The 20,160-nt window shown below is 55.7% G+C and carries 15 protein-coding genes and 1 pseudogene; all 16 read right to left on the reverse strand.

What is annotated here, in order from left to right; genetic code table 11:
• The coding region (locus tag JRI95_11230) for a hypothetical protein (GenBank protein MBW2062120.1) at nucleotides 1-367 on the reverse strand (367 nt) is incomplete at its 3' end.
• A 98-nt stretch (nucleotides 368-465) separates the two neighbouring features.
• Nucleotides 466-1,875 (reverse strand): aspartate aminotransferase family protein, encoded by a 1,410-nt coding sequence (locus tag JRI95_11235; GenBank protein MBW2062121.1) that lies wholly within the window; start codon nucleotides 1,873-1,875, stop codon nucleotides 466-468.
• 251 nt (nucleotides 1,876-2,126) lie between these two features.
• Nucleotides 2,127-2,360: a VOC family protein gene (locus JRI95_11240; protein ID MBW2062122.1), complete on the reverse strand. Its 234-nt coding sequence runs from the start codon at nucleotides 2,358-2,360 to the stop codon at nucleotides 2,127-2,129.
• 88 nt (nucleotides 2,361-2,448) lie between these two features.
• On the reverse strand, nucleotides 2,449-3,312 hold the full coding sequence (locus JRI95_11245) for a transposase (protein ID MBW2062123.1): 864 nt from the start codon (nucleotides 3,310-3,312) through the stop codon (nucleotides 2,449-2,451).
• A 46-nt stretch (nucleotides 3,313-3,358) separates the two neighbouring features.
• Nucleotides 3,359-3,541 (reverse strand): annotated as a pseudogene (locus JRI95_11250) (tyrosine-type recombinase/integrase).
• Between the two features lie 299 nt (nucleotides 3,542-3,840).
• Nucleotides 3,841-4,512 carry a flagellar brake protein gene (locus JRI95_11255; GenBank protein MBW2062124.1) on the reverse strand — a complete coding sequence of 224 codons (672 nt, stop codon included), beginning with the start codon at nucleotides 4,510-4,512 and terminating at the stop codon, nucleotides 3,841-3,843.
• 71 nt (nucleotides 4,513-4,583) lie between these two features.
• Nucleotides 4,584-7,451: a DEAD/DEAH box helicase gene (locus tag JRI95_11260; GenBank protein ID MBW2062125.1), complete on the reverse strand. Its 2,868-nt coding sequence runs from the start codon at nucleotides 7,449-7,451 to the stop codon at nucleotides 4,584-4,586.
• Nucleotides 7,448-8,599, reverse strand: coding sequence for a M48 family metallopeptidase (locus JRI95_11265; GenBank protein MBW2062126.1), 1,152 nt, complete (start codon nucleotides 8,597-8,599; stop codon nucleotides 7,448-7,450). The genes JRI95_11260 and JRI95_11265 overlap by 4 nt, the downstream gene beginning before the upstream one ends.
• Nucleotides 8,600-8,913: 314 nt before the next feature.
• The gene (locus tag JRI95_11270) at nucleotides 8,914-10,068 is read right to left on the reverse strand and encodes an ABC transporter permease (protein MBW2062127.1); all 1,155 of its coding nucleotides are present in this window, start codon (nucleotides 10,066-10,068) and stop codon (nucleotides 8,914-8,916) included.
• Nucleotides 10,068-11,201, reverse strand: coding sequence for an ABC transporter permease (locus JRI95_11275; GenBank protein ID MBW2062128.1), 1,134 nt, complete (start codon nucleotides 11,199-11,201; stop codon nucleotides 10,068-10,070). The genes JRI95_11270 and JRI95_11275 overlap by 1 nt, the downstream gene beginning before the upstream one ends.
• On the reverse strand, nucleotides 11,198-12,136 hold the full coding sequence (locus JRI95_11280; protein ID MBW2062129.1) for an ABC transporter ATP-binding protein: 939 nt from the start codon (nucleotides 12,134-12,136) through the stop codon (nucleotides 11,198-11,200). Before JRI95_11280 ends, JRI95_11275 begins: the two co-directional genes overlap by 4 nt.
• Nucleotides 12,133-13,065, reverse strand: coding sequence for an ABC transporter ATP-binding protein (locus tag JRI95_11285; GenBank protein ID MBW2062130.1), 933 nt, complete (start codon nucleotides 13,063-13,065; stop codon nucleotides 12,133-12,135). Before JRI95_11285 ends, JRI95_11280 begins: the two co-directional genes overlap by 4 nt.
• 5 nt (nucleotides 13,066-13,070) lie before the next feature.
• A complete protein-coding gene (locus JRI95_11290; GenBank protein MBW2062131.1) occupies nucleotides 13,071-14,243 on the reverse strand; it encodes an efflux RND transporter periplasmic adaptor subunit in 1,173 nt (390 codons plus the stop codon).
• Between the two features lie 3 nt (nucleotides 14,244-14,246).
• On the reverse strand, nucleotides 14,247-14,876 hold the full coding sequence (locus JRI95_11295) for a TetR family transcriptional regulator (protein ID MBW2062132.1): 630 nt from the start codon (nucleotides 14,874-14,876) through the stop codon (nucleotides 14,247-14,249).
• A gap of 962 nt (nucleotides 14,877-15,838) precedes the next feature.
• Nucleotides 15,839-19,378: a UvrD-helicase domain-containing protein gene (locus tag JRI95_11300; GenBank protein MBW2062133.1), complete on the reverse strand. Its 3,540-nt coding sequence runs from the start codon at nucleotides 19,376-19,378 to the stop codon at nucleotides 15,839-15,841.
• The coding region (locus JRI95_11305; protein ID MBW2062134.1) for a PD-(D/E)XK nuclease family protein at nucleotides 19,375-20,160 on the reverse strand (786 nt) is incomplete at its 5' end. The genes JRI95_11300 and JRI95_11305, both read right to left, overlap by 4 nt.

The raw sequence follows: 20,160 nt of genomic DNA on the forward strand, positions 1-20,160 counted from the left end.
TATCCAGATGCTGCTGCCATGAAAACCGGACATCGTGCGCCGTGACCGGCTCGCCGTTACTGAACTTTGGCCCCTTTCTTAGTCTCACCCGAAAATCTTTGCCATTTTCCATCAACTCAAGCGATTCAGCCAGGCCGAGTATCCACTCCCCGGTTTTGTCATCCCTTTTCATCATGCCTTGAAACATTTGATAGATAGTTGTTAAAGCTGAGGTGTGTTTGTACTTAAAGGAGCTCATGTGCAGTGGATCGCCATGCATGGCCACCGTGACCGTGTCTTTGGAACCGGCCAGGACAATGGCCGACGAAAAAAGGATGAAAAATAAAAAAGCGCAACACACCAAGGTCCAAAAAGTTTTAGTTCTCATGATCCTTACCTCCCTTACCCTTTATTAATTTGCCTTGTTATATATATAACCTGTCCCGCGGCAAGCAGCGCCTGCAAGACAGGAAGCCGTGATTACAGCTAGGCGCTCAAATCATCTTTGCCTGCCTTGAGAACTTCGATAATGATCTCAACGGACTTGATAAAATGATCATAGGCAATGGTCAGCGGCGGCATGAACCTGATGACGTTGGTATACCGCCCGGCCGGGACGATCCACAAGCCGCGAGCAGCAACCGGCCCCAGGAGGAGCCCCATGAGTTTCCTGGAATCAACCGGCTCTCTGGTTTTTGGGTCCTTGACGAGTTCAATGGCCTGCAGCAGGCCCAGGCCCCTGACTTCACCGATTATCTCGATTGTCTTCTGAGCCTCCTTGATCATGGCCTGGAACTCATTGCCCAGTTTTGTGGCCCGCCCCATGAGGTCCATTTCCGGGTCGAGCATAATCTCGTAATTCGCCAGCGACGCGGCCATGCTGATGGAATTGCTGGCAAACGTCACCGGCTGGGAACCCATGGCCAGTTTTTCCCAATACTGCGATCTGGTAAAGACGCCGGCCACGGGTTGATCCCCGCCCACGGCCTTGCCAAAGATCATCACATCCGGCTGGCAGTCATAATGTTCTATGGCCCATAATCGGCCTGTCTTGCCAAACCCTGACTGAACTTCATCGTCAACCAGGAGACAGCCGTTTTTGTCCGCTATCTCACGCATCATGGGCCACCATTCCTTGGGCGCCACCACGTAGCCGCCTTCGCCCTGCATGCCTTCGGCCACGATGGCTGCGACATCATCCTTGCCTGTATAGGGGGTATTGAGCTGGTAATCTACGAATTTGGCGCACTGCATATCGCACTTCGGATACTCAAGATTAAAAGGACACCGAAAACAGTAAGGATACGGCACATGGAACACCCCGGGCATCAAGGGCCCGTAATTCCTTCGATAGGCCGCGCCAGTTGTCATGGCGTTGGCCGTCCCGAAAACGCCGTGATACGCCCCTTCAAAGGCGCAGATTTGAGATCTGCCTGTGATCATTTTAGCCTGCTTCACGGCTGTTTCCACAGCATCAGTGCCGCCCATGGCCAGGGTCACAAAGCTGCCGTCTTTGAGCCCCGGCGGCGCGGTTTCGACCATCTTTTTTAAAAGCCTTGTCTTGACCGGATTGGACAGATCAAACCCATGCCCGAATCTGGCCGCCTGTTCCTGGATCGCCTTGACCACCCTGGGGTGATTGTGGCCGACACCGGCGACGGCAATGCCCGAACAGCCGTCAATAAAGATATTTCCGTCAACGTCTTTCAGACAGGCGCCCCTTCCCTCTTCCACGGCAATGGGCCACGCAAGTCCGGAGGCGCGCTGCGGGGATTCCAGTATCATGCACTCGTCATATATGGCCTTGCTCTTGGGGCCTGGATACTCGGTTACAAGTTTCGGCGCTTCAGGATAATTCAATGCAGCGATGGCCTTTTCTCTTTGTTCTTTATCCATGGTCATATCCTCCTCATTCGAATTAACAATACATTGACATCAAACTCATGCGGCCATAATTGTTAAATACCGGCTGCACAACCTCTTTCTCCACTCAAGAAGGTCTCCCTCAGCCTTTCAATCCTTGATATTGGTTTTGTGGTCAGAACCCTGTCCAGCCTTGCCGGTGCCTGATGGCTTGGCTTGGTTGACAGTTCTGTCATAGCAGACATTGCAGGCCTCCTTTCTCATTTCCGAAGGTAGAATCCGGGTTAACCAGGGACCAGCATCAGTTCAGTGATGATACCGCCAACCTTGCGCGTATCAAAGTAGACGAATCCGCCGCCATTTTTTTTCCAGCCAGAAAATAGAATGGGTAGTCCCTTTGTCTTCATCTTTTCCACTTCTGGTTCAAAGTGCTCAGCATCAACTGTGAAGGCAATGTGGTTAATACCCTCCCCATTGCTTTTCAGGAAATCACCATTTACGTCTCGGAAAGGTGTCAAATCTTGATTTGTGATTTAATGCGATTCAGTTTATTTTGTAATTTGTTGTTTTTATTTAGCAAATCCTTAAAAGCCCCCACCCTCCGGCTCACCGCTGAGTACGTTCACCAATCTGCCGGTTGGTTAGCTGTCCTGACTGCCACATTAAATATATAAGTAAATCCCGGTCTAGTTTGTCCGCTTGTGAAACTCTTGCAGATTGGCGAAAACGCTCCTGATTGCAATTCAGAATTTCAGCCGCCTGTTCAAATACAGCCTCCGAATCTATGTTTTTGCTTAACTGCGTTTGCTGAGGTATTTCTCCATTGGGCAGATCCGGCAGGTAGCGCTTTTTGATTTTTTCCACAAATTCTTTTGTCCCTAAAAATAGCCCATGCCTTAAATCCTCCCAAATTCGCTGCTCCTCTATTGAATACTTTTGCGCACTTTGACGGTAAGCCAGGTGCGTGTCTTTCACATTTAAAAATTGAGACAATATCGGCTCTGTTTGGAGCCACTTATTTGCCTTGTCTCCATAAGCATAGGCGCGGTAGCTGCTCCATTTGTAGCTCGCCAGTCTTTTTACCATCCCGGCTCTGAGAGGATTTCGGTGGATATAATAAGAAAGCTGCATCAGATAGGCATCATTTTCAACGAGCATGTTTTTAAATCGACCCTGAAAAAGATGCCCGCTTCGAAAATGCCTTATGTTAAATCGTTTGGTGTAGGTCGCCCCAAACCATTGCATGCTTCTGGAAAGGTTCGCCCGACGGGTTCGAAACACGATATGATAATGATTATCCATCAATACATAAGTAAAAATGTCAATTTCAAAGCGCTCCGACATCTCCGCCAGGGTATCTAAAAACAATCGCCGGTCATCATCATCGTCCACAATATTGCGCCCTTCATTGCCCCTGGATAAGACGTGATACAGAGCGCCTTCATACTCTATGCGCCATGCACGTGCCATAAGAAATCTCTAACACAATACAATCATCCATGTCAATATTTAGGCACTAATCAAGATTTGACACTGGCTCGTCGGCCGGGCTCTTGACCCCCTTGCCTCCCCGGTTCAGAACATGGGTATAAATCATCGTGGTTTTCACGTCCTTGTGGCCGAGGAGCTCTTGAATTGTCCGAATGTCATACCCCTTTTCCAGAAGACTCGTGGCAAAGGAATGTCGAAAGGTGTGACAGCCAGCGCGTTTAGCCATGTAGGTTTGGTAGAGCGAAGCGAAACCCAACATATTTATTCATGTTCGACCTCATTATAAAAGATCAATTCCTGGTTTGCATCTCAATTTTAATTATAAATCCCTTTTTTACCTAACCGTGGAAATTTGAAATTTTCGGATCCTTGGGTGGTTCGATTAAATTATGTTTAACCGGATTGTAGCCAATCGTTGGGTTTCGCTTCGCTCTACCCAACCTACAAAACTACTTGCAGCAGGGAGCTTGAAAAGTCGAAGGTTTTTCACTCAGAGGGTATGCAGACTCACTTTTTCTGCTCTTTTTCTTCCAGATAGCGCAGCACACCCATGGGCGAAAACGCAGCCCCGGACTCCAGGTCAAATTGCAGGCCCAATGACAGCGACTGCTCATCGTGCTGTATGTTCTGGGTCTTGCACACAAAGGTCTGTGTGCCTTCCAGGTCTGGAAGATGAAAGGAGACAGTGACCTTCTCGTCCAGTTCAAGGCCCGAATCGGGCTTTTCCGAGGATTTCCCAAAGGCGAACCTGCATCCGCTCGGCGAGAGGTCAAATAAAAATCCGGTAAAATTGTCCTTTCCCAGGGTCAGGGTGGCGAGGACGTAGCTGTCGGTTCGCCCATCCTTCCGCAGGTCATAGGTTTTAACCGCCTTGGGATAGGACAGTATGACCAGATTAAAGCCGCCTTTATGATGATACCCCAGGATTCTGGATTGAAACCCGTAAACCATGCCCCAGGAAACATATCTGACCGAAGCCTTATTTCCTTCAACCAGGAAGTCTTCCGACCCCATCAGCTCGGGCAGCCGTATAATCAGGAAGGAGCCAGGCTCCATGCCTACCAAGAAGGCCTTGACCGCGGTATCCTGGTCCCCGAAGGTGGTCATCATCTTGGTCCCCATCTCCAGGCTCAGGCGCTGCGCCTGGGTACTTTTCTTAACAGTCTTTTCAGCGCTCATAGGTTGAATACTCCTCAAAAAAAGATACTCGTAAAGGCGATAGGGAATTATCTCCTGGCCGCACTGTTTTATCAAACTAAAAAGCGGTCCAGGCTCAAATCAAGCGGGATGCGCAGCCGCCGGCCTTCCCTGTCCTCAAAAATCAGGTAGCCTTTCTTGCGGGCGAAAACGAACAGGTCATAGGTCAAACGCACGTCCTCCTGGCAGTATTCCTTGACCAGGTCCAGCCGGCCTTGCTTGAACCACTCAAGCGACTGCAATCCGTCCGCGGTCTTGGCCCGATCCAGGGTGGCCTGGCCAAGGTGATCCAGGCCGACGCGCCAGCCCAGGGATTGGTGAATCTCCTGAAGCAGGTCCAGGTTGGGCCGGGAGCGCAGATCGCTCGTGGTATAGGCTGACAGGACCTGGTAGTCGAACCGGAGCTGATTGAATCCGATGATGAGGTCGGCTGCCAGAAGCCGGTCCACCAGTGCTTTGACCTGGCCTTCCTCATAAACCTGGTACCGATCTTCGAGAACGTCGTAGACTACGCCTGCGGCCAGGCCCATGAGGTGACCCTTGTCCCACCCTCCGACCTCGGCGGCCGAACGCCTGGTTTCCAGGTCAAAGACCACCAGCCGCGGCTCAGACGGCTCAGAAGGCTTTAACATTTTCCATTCCCCTTCCATCTTGGGTTCAATTTGATTCCCGGCGGCGCTTAGAGGCCGCTGCCCCAGGAGCACCTCAAGAACCCGCACCGCCGCCTCCTTGTCCAGAGGCTTATTTCCGGACCCGCATTTGGGAGAGTGAATGCAGGACGGACAGCCAGTCTCACACTCACACGACCTGATCAGATCAAGCGTCTGACAAAGTAAATCCTTAAGGATTTCAAAGCCGCTCCGGGCCAGGCCCACGCCCCCGGCATGCCCATCATAAACAAAAACCGCGCCCTTTTCCAGCTCCGGGTGCATGGTGTATGCAATCCCGCCCATGTCGTCGCGGTCGCACAGGGCCACCAGTGGAAAGAGGCCGATGGCCGCGTGTTCGATGGCATGGATGCCGCCCATGTAATGCTGACCCGGATCGAGCGCCGCCAAAACGAAATCCTCGAGTTCGACCCAGAGTCCCTCGGTTTCAAATACCGTTTCGGGCAGGTCCAGGGAGTAAGTGCCCATCAGCTCCTGGCCGCGGATCAGCCGCTTCTCATACCCGACCACCTGAGCGTGAACGCGCAGCCGCCCCAGCTTGGCTAAAAAGTTAGCTACCGGCTTGACCTCCAGCACCTCGAGAATCTCGGTCTCCTTCTCGATCTTGGGCCGGGTGTAATAATTTACGTCAACCTTTTCAGCAAAGACGTTGCGATGTTTCAGGTCCAGACGAGTGATGACCCATGACTCGGCCCGGTGCGAGTAAACCGCGCCGGGATGACATTCGCTGAAGACCCTGGTGGAGTCAATGCCGCCGATAACCTCCCCCGACTTTTCAGAGATGATGGTATATCCTTCGCCGGTGGTCCGGATGTCCACCTGCCGGTGCGGCCGGCGCAGGGAGGAGTAGTAGAACCGGCCATCGGCTGAAAGGAGCAGACGGCCTTGCTGGCAGGCCTGGGCCATGAGCCCGGGCCGCTCCTGGGGGCGGAAGTATTTATCGTTTACGGACAGGGGAAGCTCGGCCGCGGCGCAGGCCAAATGAGCCAGGGTCACCGGTTCGTTGTCCGGGTCCAGCACGGCCGGTTCAAACCCCCGCTTGAAAAAGTCCTCCGGGTGCCGCATGAAGTATTGATCCAGGGCGTCGGGCTGGGCCAGGAGCAACACCGCGGACTCCCGGTCAGACCGGCCGACCCGGCCGCTCCGCTGCCAGGTCCTGACGATGCTGCCCGGATAGCCCACCAGGAGGCAGACTTCCAGAGCGCCGATGTCCAGGCCCAGTTCGAGGGCGCTCGTGGAAATGACCCCCAGCAGTTCGCCGCTGTTCAATTTCTTCTCGATCTCCCTCCGCTCCGAAGGCAGAAACCCGGCCCGGTAAGAGCTGAGCTTTTCAGCGTAATTCGGGGCCATCTGCAAGGCCCAACGGTGCATCAGTTCGGTCAGGCGGCGTGACTGGGTGAAGGCGATGGTCCTGAGCCCGTCCTGGATGGCCCGGACAAAGATGCGGGCCGCGGTCACAGCCGCGCTGGCCTCAGGGTTGATAAAGACAAAATGCTTGCCCGCGCTCGGGGCCCCGGACGCGGTGACGGCCTCACAGGTAAGGCCGGTCAGGGCCTCGGCGAACTGGGCCGCGTTGCCGATGGTGGCCGAAGAAAGAATAAAAACCGGCCGCGCCCCGTACTGATCCAGGACCCGGTGCAAACGCCGCATGATCTGGGCCAGGTGGCTGCCGAAAATGCCGCGATAGGTGTGGATTTCATCTATAACCACAAACCGCAGACTGCTCCAGAATTCAGCCCATTTGTCATGAAAGGCCAGCAGGGACAGGTGAAGCATGTCCGGGTTGGTGATGACGATCTGCGGCAGATTTTCCCTGATCTTCTTGCGCCGGTGAGGGCTGGTGTCGCCGTCGTAGATCGCTGATTTGAATCTAGCCTGAGTTGCCAGGCCGCTCATCTGGTCCAGGACCTTGAGCTGATCCTGCTCCAGGGCCTTGAGGGGGAAGACATAGAGGGCCTTGGCCGCGGGGTCTTCAAGCGCCGCTTCAAAGACCGGCAGGTTGTAGATGAGGCTCTTGCCGCTGGCCGTGGGCGTGGCCGTGACCACGTGCCTGCCTTGCCGCACCAGGTCAATGGCCCGGGCCTGGTGAGCGTAAAGCTCCGCGATGCCCATGCCTCTGAAGGCAGCGTTAAGTGCAGGCGGCAGAGGCCGGTCAAGCCGGGCATAACGGGCCGACTGCGCCGGTATCTCCTCATGCCAGACCACCAGCCTACCAAAATCCCGAGATTTTTTAAGACGATCCAGGAACCTCAACCCACTCTCCCCTGCTCATCGGAAAGGAAATCCCTGGCCGCCTGGATACGCCTGGCCGGAGAAGGATGGGAAAGAAAAAGAAACTCGATCACCGGATGCGGGTCAGACTCAGAAAGGTTCAGGCTGGAGAGGCGCTCCATGGCCGAGATAAAATGGTCGCTCAGGCCGGTTGACTTCAATGCAAAACGGTCGGCTGCCTGCTCCAGACGGCGCGAAAGCAGGTTGACCAGTGGCAGGGCCAGGAGGCCGACCAGGGCGAAGACCAGCACCAGCAGAGGCAGTCCGGCCACGTCGTCCAAGACTTTAAGGCCAAGAGTCGAACCCAGGGCGCGGAAGATCAGGTCCGCTAAGGCAAAGGCGATAAAGGTCAGCGCAATCTGCACCATGAGGAGCTGAGGCATGTGGCGCAGCCGCTGGTGGCCCAGTTCATGGGCCAGAATGACTTCCACTTCCAAAGAGGCAAAGTCCTTGACCAGGTTGTCTGAAAGAATCACACGCCGCGTCGGGCCCCAGCCCACCAGGGCCGCGTTGACCCGGCGCGTCTTGGACGAAAGCCCCCACTCATATATGCCTCGCACCCTGGCCCCGGTGCGTTCACACAGGGCCGTCAGCCGGGCGGACAGGTCTTCATCGGCCAGCGGCTTGAACTTGAAAAAAAGCGGCAGGATCAGGACCGGCGTAAGCTGAGCCAGGAGCACGAAACACAAGGCAAAGGCCACGCCCGCAGGCAGCCACCACCAGTTCCCGGCCAGGCGCATGAGCAGGTAAAGCAGCTCCACGGCCAGGCCGCCCAGAACCAGGCTCAGGAGGATGCCCTTGACATAGTCCCAGACCCAGGCCGCGCCGGACTGGCGCAGCAGGTCGAAGCGCCGCTCCACGACAAAGCCGGAATAGATGGTCAGAGGCAGGGTGATCAGCTCAAAAATCCCGGCCAGTATCAAAAAGTAGATCAGGACGTGCCAGAAGGGATGTGGCGCAAGACCGACCGCTATATCTCGGAAAAAAAAGGTTAAGCCTGTGACCAGGAGAACAATGAGAAAGGCCAGACCCAGGCCCATTTCCGCATAACTGATCCGCCTCTTGAGCCGGTTATAGACCCTGGCCTCCTCTTCTTGGCTCTGTTGGCTGCCGTTCCTGTTATCTTCCACAGATTTTCTCACCCGCTACCGGCCTTATAGCAGATGACAGGAGAGAGGGCAAGGAGGCTTTAGGGAGAGAAATACTAGGTTTACCGCGGAGATCGCAGAGAGCGCTGAGAAAGGCACACTGCGCAGCAGGAATCCAGGTCCCTTCCATCGAGGCAAACATAGCCTTCCTTTGTCATTCCTGCGAAAGCAGGAATCCAGCTATCAAAAAAAAACCAAAAGAAATATAATTATAGTAACCGCTATCATTTCCTGATGTTAAACAAAAATTCCTTTGCGGCCTCTGCGTGCTCTGCGGTGAGTAATAACCCACCCCCTTAATCCAGCGTCTTCCTCAGCCGACTCACCGCCAGAGTCATGAGTATCAGGCCGATGGCCAGGAGTGCGGCCAACTGGGGCCAGAGCACGTCCAGGCCCACGCCTTTCAGAAAAATGCCTCGAATAATCACCAGGGCGTATCGCAGGGGATCAAGATAGGTTACGAACTGAATGATGCGGGGCATGTTGGCGATGGGGAAGATGAACCCGGAAAGGAGTATCGCCGGGAAGAAGAAGAAAAATGTGGTGAACAGGGCCTGCTGCTGGGTCCGGCTGATGGTGGAGATAAGCAGGCCAATCCCCAGGGTGGAAAGCAGATAGATCACCAGGGAGACGGCCAGCAGGAGCAGGCTGCCTCTCATGGGCACGCCAAACCAGAAGACGCCGACCGTAGTGACCAGGGTGACCTGGATGAAACCGATGAGGCTGAAGGGGATGGTCTTGCCCAGGATGAACTCGAACGGCTTAATGGGCGTGACCATGATCTGCTCCATGGTGCCGATCTCCTTTTCCCGCACCACGGCCATGCTGGTCAGGGTCAGGGTCACCAGCATGATGATCATGGCAATGATCCCGGGCACGTAAAAATTGACCGAAGAGAGGTCCGGGTTATACCAGATGCGGACCCGGGGCTGGAGTATACCGCCCACGCCAGCCGGAAGAATCTGAGCCATGATGGGGTTTTTGTCCATGCGTTTTTCAAGCTGAGTCCGATTGTAGTCTTCGATGATCTGCAAGGCGTAGCTCTGGACCTTGGCCGCGGTGTTTGAGTCCGTGCCGCTGACGATGATCTGCACCTGAGCCGTGCGGCCGCTCTTGACCCGCCCGGCCAGGCCCGGGCCGAAATGCAGGGCGGCCTTGACCTTTCCCCGGTCAATCAAGGCGGTCAACTCCTTCTCATTCGTAACCCGGGCCGTAAATTTGAAGTAGCCAGAGGACGAAAAGGCGGTGGTTATATCCCGGGAGATCGAGGAACGATCTTCATCATAGATGGCGGTCGGGATGTTCTTCAGGTCCAGGTTGGCCGCATACCCGAAAAGGATAAGCTGTAGCAGGGGCGGAAAGATCAGGAGAACCCGCATGCGCGGATCGCGCAGGGCCTGCCGGAACTCCTTGACGATAATCTGCCCTATCCGAATGAAGGAAAGCCGCATCACGCAATCCTTTTACTGAACAGCTTGCGGGCCAGGTTCAGGGTCACGAAGCCGTAGGCCGCCAGGAACAGAACCTGGGGCCAGAGCACGTCCAGGCCCACGCCTTTCAGAAAAAGCCCCTTGGCAATCTCGACAAAATAGCGCGCCGGAACGATATAGGTGACGACCTGAAGGGCGAGCGGCATGTTCTCAATAGGATAGATGAAGCCGGAAAGAAGAAAGGAAGGCAGAAAGGCGCTGAGTATGACCATCTGGCTGGCTTCCATCTGATTTCGGGCCACGGCCGAGATGAGCAGGCCCCAGCTCAATGTTCCGGCCATAAAAATCAGAGAAACCAGGAGCAGGTTGAGGTAGCTGCCTCGAAAAGGCACCCCGAAAATCAGGACCCCGGCCACGACCACCAGGGTTATCTCGATGAGACCCAGCCCGAGGTAAGGCAGGAGCTTGCCCAACACCAGCTCGCTGCCGGTGATGGGCGTGGAAACAAGCTGTTCCATGGTGCCGGTCTCTTTTTCCCTGGAGATGGTCAACGCGGTCATCAGGGCGCAGATGACCATCATGATCACCGCGCTCAGACCCGGTATGATGAAATTCCTGCTCTTGAGCTCCGGGTTGAACCAGACACGAATGCGGGGATCGAGAGGCCGGGCCGACAGGCGCAGACCGGCCTTGCGGATGCGGGCCATCTGGCGGCTGAGGTTGAACCTGTTCGCAATACCGGTGAAGTAGCCGGAGGCGATGGTCGTGGTGTTGGAATCGGTGCCATCGAAGATGACCTGAACCGGGGCCTCGACCCCTTTACTGACCCGGGCGGAAAAGTCGGCCGGGATGACCAGAGTCATGAGGGCCTCGCGCCGTGCCAGGGCCGGTTCGATCTCAGCCTGGCGATGGATATGGCGCACGATAGTAAAATACCGCGAATCAGCCAGCCGTCTAACCAGGTCACGGGAGGCAGGCGTCTGATCCAGGTCCAGGACCAGGGTCGGGATGTTGTCCACGTCCAGGCTCAAGGCATAGCCGAAAAGCAGGATCAGCATCATGGGCATGAAGATGGCCGCGATGAGGACACGAATGTCCCGCCTGACCAGGATGATCTCTTTTTTAGCCATGGCCCTGATGCGGCGGATGCTCATGCCTGATCCTCCAACCCCTGGCCCACCAGAGCCACGAAGACGTCTTCCAGACTGGGATCAATGGGCTTGATGCTCTTGATCTCCTGTCCGGCCGGAGCCAGTATGGAAAAGAGATACTCCCCGGCCTCAACACCCTCGGCCAGGCGCACGTGAAAGGAGCGGCCGAAAATCGCGGCCTCGTGAACCCGGTCCGCTCCGCTCAGCAGTTCCACCGCAGCCAGCACGCTGGAGGTTTCCACATCGTAAATGCGGCCGGAAAGCTTTTCCTGTTTAAGCCGCTCCGGTGAGTCCATGGCAATGAGCCGCCCTTGGTTGATCAGGGCGATCCGGTCGCAGTATTCAGCCTCTTCCATGAAATGCGTCGTAACAAAGACCGTCACCCCTTCATCGGCCAGGGCGTAAATCAGGTCCCAGAAGTTGCGCCGCGTCCGGGGGTCAACCCCTGAGGTCGGCTCGTCGAGAAAGATGATTCCGGGCCGGTGGAGGATGGCGCAGCCCAGGGCCAGGCGCTGTTTGTGCCCCACGGGCAGCTCCCAGGTCATGGAGTTTCGCCGGTCCGTCAGGGAGATCAGATTCAGGACTTCTTCGATCCGCTCTTGCCGCGCCCGGTTAACCAGGCCGTAGATGCCTCCGAAGAAGTCGAGGTTCTCCTTAACGCGAAGATCGTCGTAGAGCGAGAACCGCTGAGACATGTAGCCGATGCTGGCCTTGATTTCTTCGGACTGGATGATGATATCCTTGCCTTGGACCTGGCCCTCTCCGGAAGTGGGAGTGAGAAGGCCGCACAGCATGCGGATGGTGGTGGACTTGCCTGCGCCGTTCGGGCCCAGGAACCCGAAGATCTCTCCGGGAAAGACTTCCAGGGAAACACGATCTACGGCCGTGAAGTCGCCGAAACGCTTGACAACGTCCTTTAGCTCAACCGCGGCCTTCACGTCGCACCCTCCCCTGCCGCGCGCGTCAGTATGGAGAGATAGGCGTCCTCGAGGGTGGGCTGGCTCGGCTCCAGTTCCAAGACCTCGATCCCAGCTTCCTTAAGGACCCGGGTAACCACGGCCAGATCAGACTCATCTTCCAGGCTCAAATGCAGCCGGGCGCCGTGGATGTTGGGGTTATGGACGAGGGGCGTTTCCTGGAGGAGCTTCAGCGCGGCCCGGCGGTCCGAAGCCCTGAGCCTGTATAACCGGCCTGGCATAAGCTCACGCATAGCCAGAGGCTCGGTCACGACCCGCGCCCGGCCGTGATCAAGCAGGGCCAGGCGGTGGCAGCGGTCGGCCTCGTCCAGGTAGGTCGTGGCCACCAGAATGGTGACGCCTTCCCGGTTAAGCTCATAAAGAATCTTCCAGAAGTCCCGGCGCGAGACCGGGTCCACGCCATTGGTCGGCTCGTCAAGGAAAAGAATCTTCGGGGTGTGAATAAGCGCACAGGTCAGGCCGACCTTCTGTTTCATTCCGCCGGACAGGTTTCGGAAAAGGCGGTTCACAAACGGCGCCAGCCCGGAAAACTCGAGCAGCCGTTCCATGCGCTCCCGGTACTCGGCCTGAGGCACCTCGTACAATTCGGCGTAAAACTCAATATTCTCGGCCACGCTCAGGTCGTCGTAAAGGCCGAAGCGCTGGGACATATACCCGATCTCGGCCTTGATGGACTCCGGGTCAGCAGCCACGTCCCGGTCCAGAACCATGACCCGGCCGGCCGTGGGTTCAAGAAGTCCGCAGAGTATGCGCAGGCAGGTGGTCTTGCCTGCGCCGTCAGGGCCGACTAGGCCGAAAATCTCTCCGGCTTCCACGGAAAAACTCAAGTCTTTCACCGCGGCCAGATCGCCAAAGCTCCTGGACAGGTTTTCAATCTCAACGACAGGCATTGGCTTTACCTGAGATAAACGTCCACCGGCATGCCCGGTTTAAGCTCCTGGTTGGGGTTATCCAGCGAGACCTTGATGCGGTAAACCAGCTTGACCCGTTCCTCGCGCGTTTGAATATTCTTGGGGGTGAACTCGGCCTCAGGCGAGATGTAGGTCACCCGGCCTTGATAGGTCTTATCTGGAAAGCTGTCGGTCGTCACTTCCGCATTCTGACCCAGACGCACCCGACCGAGCCGGGTTTCCGGGACAAAGGTCTGCACCCAGACCCGATTAAGCTGGACCAGGGTCAGGACCGGCGCACCGGCCTGAACGAACTCCCCGGCCTCCACGTCCTTCACGGTCACGAACCCGGAAAGTGAAGCGTAGAGCCTGGTTTCAGCCAGATCGTTTTCCGCTAACGCCAGGGCGGCCCTGGCCTGGTCCAGCTGAGCCTGAAGGACCTGCAAATCCAGATTTAACTTTGCCACCTCCTGCAGCCCGGCCCTGGCCACGTTCAGGGTGGCGGCTGAGCCGGAAAGCATGGCTCGACCTTCCTGGACCATCTCGGTACGCGGTCCGGCTTCGACAAGGTTGTAATGCTCCCGGGCCGACTCAAGGCTGGCCCTGGCCGCGTCATAGGCTGTCCGGGCTTCCTCAAATTTACTGGCCGAAACAATCTGGCGCTTGAAAAGGCGCTCCGTGCGTTCGAAATCTGACTTGCGCTTCAGATACTCGACCCGGGCGCGCTCCAGGGCCGCGGCCGCGGCGCGAATCTCCTCGATCCGTGACCCGCTTTTTAAGCTCTCGTAGCGAGCCCGGGCCGCGGAGACGCCGGCCTGAGCCTTTTTCACATCCCCGGCCGCAACCTCCTCCTTAATGCGGATGACCATCATCAAGGAGTCACGGCGCGCTTCCATCTCCCGCACCCTGGCCCTGGCCTGATCGCGCCGGGCCTCAAAGACCGCGGGCGCGAGTTCGGCCAGCAGGTCGCCCTTTTCAACATGGTGTCCCTCATCCACCAGCAGGCGAGACACGTGCCCGGGGAGGCGGAAACTTAAGTCCACCTCACTGACCTCAATATGGCCGGAGAGATAAATCCGGTCAGGGGTTCTTTCATTCTGAAAATAGCTGTAAAAAGCAAACGCTAAGGTCCCTATGACGATCAGAATCAGCAGGGGGATAATCCTTTTCCTTTTCATGTCTCATTCCTCTTTAAGATACGCCTTGAGCATGGCCTTGATGGAGGCCCGCCGCCTGGTTCTAAAAGATTCTAGTTCAGAAGAATCATAATTGAACAAGGTGGTCAGAAATGGGGTGACGACAAAGGTAAAAACGCACATGCTGATGACGCTAAGAAACACCTGCAAGACCTCCTCCTGGTTGATTTTCAGATCCAAGGAGGCCTGCCCGAGCAATCCAACCGGCGCCGCACCGGCAGCGCTGAGCTCGGTCAGGAGCTGTTTGAGCCTTTCTCCGCCACCGGCCATTTCCCTGAGCATTAATTTTAACAAGTTCGGATTTAAAGCAAAGGTGTCCAGGTAAAGGTCCACTATGCGGTCCAGGCGAGTTGACATCGGTTCCTGCTGCAAAAAAATCTCCTCGAGCTGCCTCCAGATCCTTGTGAAGTTGTCCTTAAGGACCGTGCGGTAGAGGTTGTCTTTTGAGCGGAAGTAGTAATGGAGCATGGCCTTGTTCAGGCCGGCTGCGTCCGCAATGGTCTGGGTCCTGGCCCCATAAAAGCCTTTGTCTGCAAACTCGGCAGAGGCTGCGGCCAGGATTCTCTGTTCGGCTGAGCCTGGTTTTCGATCTTGAGATTTCGAACCGCCGGTCATTATTTAGCCTCACTTTACCAGATGGTTTAACTAACCGTTTAGTTAAATTATAGCCCGGAAATCTCCCCTGTCAAGCCCTGAAAAAAAAATAACTCTCTCTCTAAAAATTAAACGGCCAGAGAAAATTTTCCCGGCCAGATCAGGGCTGCATACATGCGGCAGGCGCATTAGAGAAAATGGCAAAAAATACGTTCCGATTGAAAAGCCCGGAATTGCTTCCAGGCTAATGCTCCGCGCAATAACAATTGATAAAAATAGCAATGACATGTCATTGCGAGCTTTTGCGACAAAGCAATTAGAACGTATTTGTATGTCTATAAATCCCCCCTACCCCCCCTTTATAGTGATTGTCATAATTATGTTCCTTTTGGTTTCCTGGTTTCAGAATCTGGATTCCTGTTTGCGCAGGAATGACAACAACTTCCACTGTCATTCCCGCGAAAGCGGGAATCCAGAAAGGAATATATTTTTGAGAACTACCCTAAAAGTAGCTGTAGGTCAGGGTGCGAAGCTCCCTGACACAAAACATGATTAATATTGTCAGGGAGCCCCGCTTCGCGGGCCACCCTGACCTACAAGCTTTATTGACATATGAAAGACCGGGTATAAATTTCAGGGCCTGTCTTCACCACAACGGGCGGGGATAAACCCCGCGCTTACAATACCGATTTAGAGAATAGGGGCGGGGTTTATCCCCGCCCTCTTTAAAAAATTTGAAAACAATTTCTTTGCCAAATAACCCTATGGCTTCTGCCGGAGGGCCGGGGGCTCGCAATAACATTCTGCTGACGTTATTATAAATTCTCATTGCAAAGAGCTTTAGCGATGAAGCAGTCTTAACCTTTTTAATTGCAACCTATTTTTACCTTTCTCTCTAAAAGTCACCCGCTACTAAAGAAGGAGGCGCTTATAAGTCCCCCTTTTTTAAAGGGGGATTGAGGGGGATTTCTTAAGCTGAGCCTTTAATCAACGAGACAGGCATACTTCAGGCCGCACCCTGAATCCGGGCATAAGGCGGGCGGATCGGGTTCAATGGGGTCAGGGATCATGAGCCGGGCCAGTTCGGCAGCCGCCCGTTTAAGCATGGCTTCAAACTCCACATCCCACCCTGAAGGAAAGGGCATCTCATTCATCTGTGAAGCCTGTTCACTGATGAAAAAGAGTCCTGCTTCGAGTCTCCGGGTCAGGCCCGCCTTTTTTAAAGCCAGGGCGTACATCTTGAGCTGAGGCCAGTATTGCTTTGGTTCAGGCTGAAAGGTGTACTTGTAATCCACCAGCCGGGCCAGGCCCTCAGGCGTGACGTAAAAAAGGTCCATCTCGCCGCTCAAGGTCATCTTCGGCCCTTTTGGTTTTTCCGGTTCAATCCGCATTAGAAAAGGCATCTCGCGCCTGACAAGACCTCCCCGGGAACGCATCAGGTCCTGGCCCCAGGCGCTGCTCATGAAACCCAGGGCCATGCGGGCCAGGGCCTTAAGCTCCCCGGCCTCGGGCCTTGCCTCTTCCCTTTCACCGGCTCGCACGGCTAAATCCATCAGGGCGGCCAGATCAGGGAGGTGATCGAGGTCTATGATTTCTAAGAGCCGGTGCAGGATGTTGCCTTTCTGCTGCGGGTTCAGACCGGCCCGAGGAGATTCAAGGAAAGTCGCTTCGCCTTGATCAGGAAGTCCTAACACTTTTTCCAGATAATATTTTCGCGGGCAGTTCAGAAAGTTCGTCAGATCGGTGACATTTATGGTGATGAGGCCGGGCAGGGTCTTATCGCGCCTGATGGCCCTGGACAGGACGTTCAGGGCCTCCGGGCCGGGTTCAGGCAGACGGGCCAAAGCGCCTTCTGGCTGTTCAGACACAGCCTCCCCTGGTTCCGCAGCCCTTGAAATGGAAATCTTGCCGATCAATTCCGGCCTTTGGTCGGCGAAGTCGTTCAATCTCGCGAGCCAGGAAGTTGTGTCGTTGTTGCTCTTAAGATTGCCTGAAAAGACCAGGTAGTCTTGGGCCCGGGTCGCGGCCACATAGAGAAGGCGGAGATATTCAGCATCCTCCCTGGCCTGCTCCGCCTCCTGGAGGCGCTGGTAATCGCCTGACAAGCGCTTCTCGTCTGTCAATGGATCTTTGAACCGGAGGCCAAAGGTGTTTGGGCCAAAGGCCAGGGGTTTGCCTGCCCGGGGCGTTTTGTACCCGGCGTCTGGCACGAAGACCACCGGGAACTCTAGCCCCTTGGCCTGGTGGATGGTCATGATCTGCACGGCCTCCATGCCTTCCATCTTTAACTGCGCCTCTGGATCAGTGCCTTGATCTTCGAGACGGTTTTTCAGAAAGCGGGCCAGTTCGCGGGGTGAATAAAGGTCCTGGAGCGGAAAACGGCGGGTGATTTCAATGAAGCGCTGCACGTTGGCCACCTTCTGCTCGCCCTGATACTGGGCCAGAAGCACGGCCAGGTAGTCGGTTTCTTCAATGGCCTCTTCGATCAGTTCAGCCGGGAAGGCGCTCCCGGCCCCCTGACTCAGCCTGGCCAGCACCTCCTGAATTCGATCCAGGGCCGCAACCTGGGCCGCTTCAAGCCCTGGCGGCCAGGGCGGGGCTTCAAGGCCAAAGTAGTCCGCGAGGCGGCGCGGCTCAAGCCCGCCGGGCGGAAAAACAAGCCGGGTCAGGGTTTCATCGCTCACGCCCGCCAGGGGCGAACGCAAGACACCCAGCAGGGCGGTCCCGTCCAGCGGGTGGGCGAGGCAGAGTACAAGGTTGATCAGGTCCCAGATTTCCTGGCACTCGTAAAATCCTCGCCCGCGGACCGTGTAATAAGGGAGATCGGCCCGGCGCAGCGCCTGCTCATAGGCCTTGAGATGAGTGAAGCGCCGGAGCAGGATGGTCAGGTCTCCAGGCCCGGGCGAACGACCTTCGTCTGAAACCAGGACCCCGGCCCGGGCGGAAAGAATATCCTTGATGCGCGCCGCCAGGGCCTCGGCCTCGTTTCTTCGATTTTCCTGCATATTCTTTCCAGGTTCAAACTCAAGGATTTCCACGGCCGGTGCTGCGGCCAGGTCTTTGCGGCGCCATTCCTGTCTATCTTCAGGGCCGTAGGTTGCAACATAGTCGTTTACATCGTCAGCCAGGCCGGATGCTTCAGGCATGACCTGTTGAAAAAACGCATTAAAGAATTCGATCAGCCTCTTTTGCGAACGGAAATTCTTTTCAAGATTGACTCTTTTCAGAGACCTCTTCATGCTTTGAAAGACGTCCACTTCAGCGCCGCGAAAACGATAGATGGACTGCTTGGGATCGCCGAAGATGATCAGGCGGCGGCGGGCCTTCTTTAAGCCCTTGTAGGCCGGGGTCCTAACCGGTAACTCCGCCTGGCCAGGGGGTTCCAGAAGATAGGCTAAGATATCGGCCTGAAGCCGGTTGGTGTCCTGAAACTCATCCACCAGCACCACCTTAAAGCGCCTCTTTAAAGCGTTCCGAACCTCCGGGTTATGGTCCAGGATTTCTCGCGCTTTCAGAAGCAGATCGTTGAAGTCCAAGGCAAAGCGGTTCGCCTTGGCCTGCTCAAACGACTGATCAAACCTCTCTGCCAGGCCCATGAGAGATTGCTTCAGAGGCCTGGCCTGACGACTAGCCTGCTCGGTTTCAAGAGCCTCCACAGCCGCATTGGCCAGCTTTTTTGCTTTCCGGGCCACATACCAATCTTTCTTCAAGAATTTCTTGATCCTGTTCAGATTGGATAATATTTCTTCGGCCGGCTGATCTCGGCGCGTCAAATCACGGACAGCCGAGGCAAAACCAGCCAGCTTTTGGTAATAGCTTTTTTGCGGGGTGAGCTCTTTAGCCTGAATCAGGTCGTTAATTATTCTGGCCGCTTCGGTCAGGGCTTGAACCTGGTCATCCAGAGATATGGGTTCCGCCTCTGCCGGTTCCGGCGCTGATCCAAGGGTCCGGGCGCGATCAACCAGATCGGCCATGAAATCGCCGACCCCTATCCCGCGTCCCAGGCTCATCCAGGGGAAGTAGTCAAGCAGGGTCAATAAGTCGGAGTCCCGGGCTTCGATCAGGTCGAGCAGGGTCTCTCTGACGGTCTCGTTTTCAAGGTCCGTGATCTGATCCTCTAGGTGAAAGTCCTGATCCAGTCCGGCTTGGAGGGCGTATTGCCGCAGGAGATGAAGGCAGAAGCTGTGGATGGTGCTGATCTGGGCGCGGTCAAGGGTTCGACGCTGCCTGATCCAGAACTCCCGCTGCACCGGTTCAGTTCCAGCCTCCCGGATTTTTTCATTGACGGCCAGACGCAGCCGGTTCCGCATTTCCTGGGCCGCTTTTTCAGTGTAAGTCAGGGCCAGGATGTGGCTCAGTTCCAGGCCTTCCACGCCTTTTATCTCGCCGGAAAGAAGCCGCAGCACGAACTCAACCAGGGTCATGGTCTTGCCCGTGCCAGCCCCGGCCAGGACGCAGAGATTTTCCGTGAAGGCAAAGACCTCTTTCTGATCCCGCGTCCACCTGATAACCGGGCCGCTCATGACTCCTCCCCTGCAAGCGCGCCCCGGCAGACCAGCCGGAAAGGACAGTAATCGCATTCCCCAGTCCCAGGGCTGGGAGAAAAATCGCCGCCAATCAACCGGGTCCAGGTTTCCTCGACCTGATTGAAAAAATTGGCCCTTCCCGCCTGGCGCATCTGTTGTCGCTCTGCCACATCAAAAGTAAAAAAATCATTGCCTGTGAGTAGAGACGACTTGAGGCGCTTCAGGTCCCGCAAAAGGTAATAGGCAGCCTGGGCGGGCTTCTTAAGGGCTGCGGCCGCCGCGGCCTGATAAACCGGGGCCTGGAAGCTGGTGCGGCCCAGGGCCTCCTCCTTGAGGAGCCGGGAATATTTATTTCTATCAGCAGAAACCTTGTAATCAATGACCAGGCACTGCTTGAGCGAAACATCAATCTGATCCACGCGTCCCTGAAAATAAAGCTGACCTCCGGCAAGCAGGGGCACTGTCAAAGGCGGGGCCGACCGGTCCGGCCCAAAGGCCCATTCAAAGTGCTCTGGAACGAATTCGCTCGTGCGCTCTTGTTCCGCGACCAGCCAGCGCTGAAGCATACGAAGTATGGTCTTTCTTTTGACTGTCCACAGGGGCTGCCGTCCCACCAGGTATTTCGAACCGGCCTTATCCAAAACCTGATCGGCTTCATTAAAAAGTATCTTTTCTTCTTTTGGCGCGCCTTTTAAAGGCAGACGACTTTCGTTTTGGCAGCGGGAGAGAAAGGCAAAAAGGATGCGGTGGAAAATGACGCCTTCATCCAGAGGGCTTAT

The organism is Deltaproteobacteria bacterium (genome assembly GCA_019308995.1).
In the GTDB taxonomy this organism is placed as follows: domain Bacteria; phylum Desulfobacterota; class Desulfarculia; order Adiutricales; family JAFDHD01; genus JAFDHD01.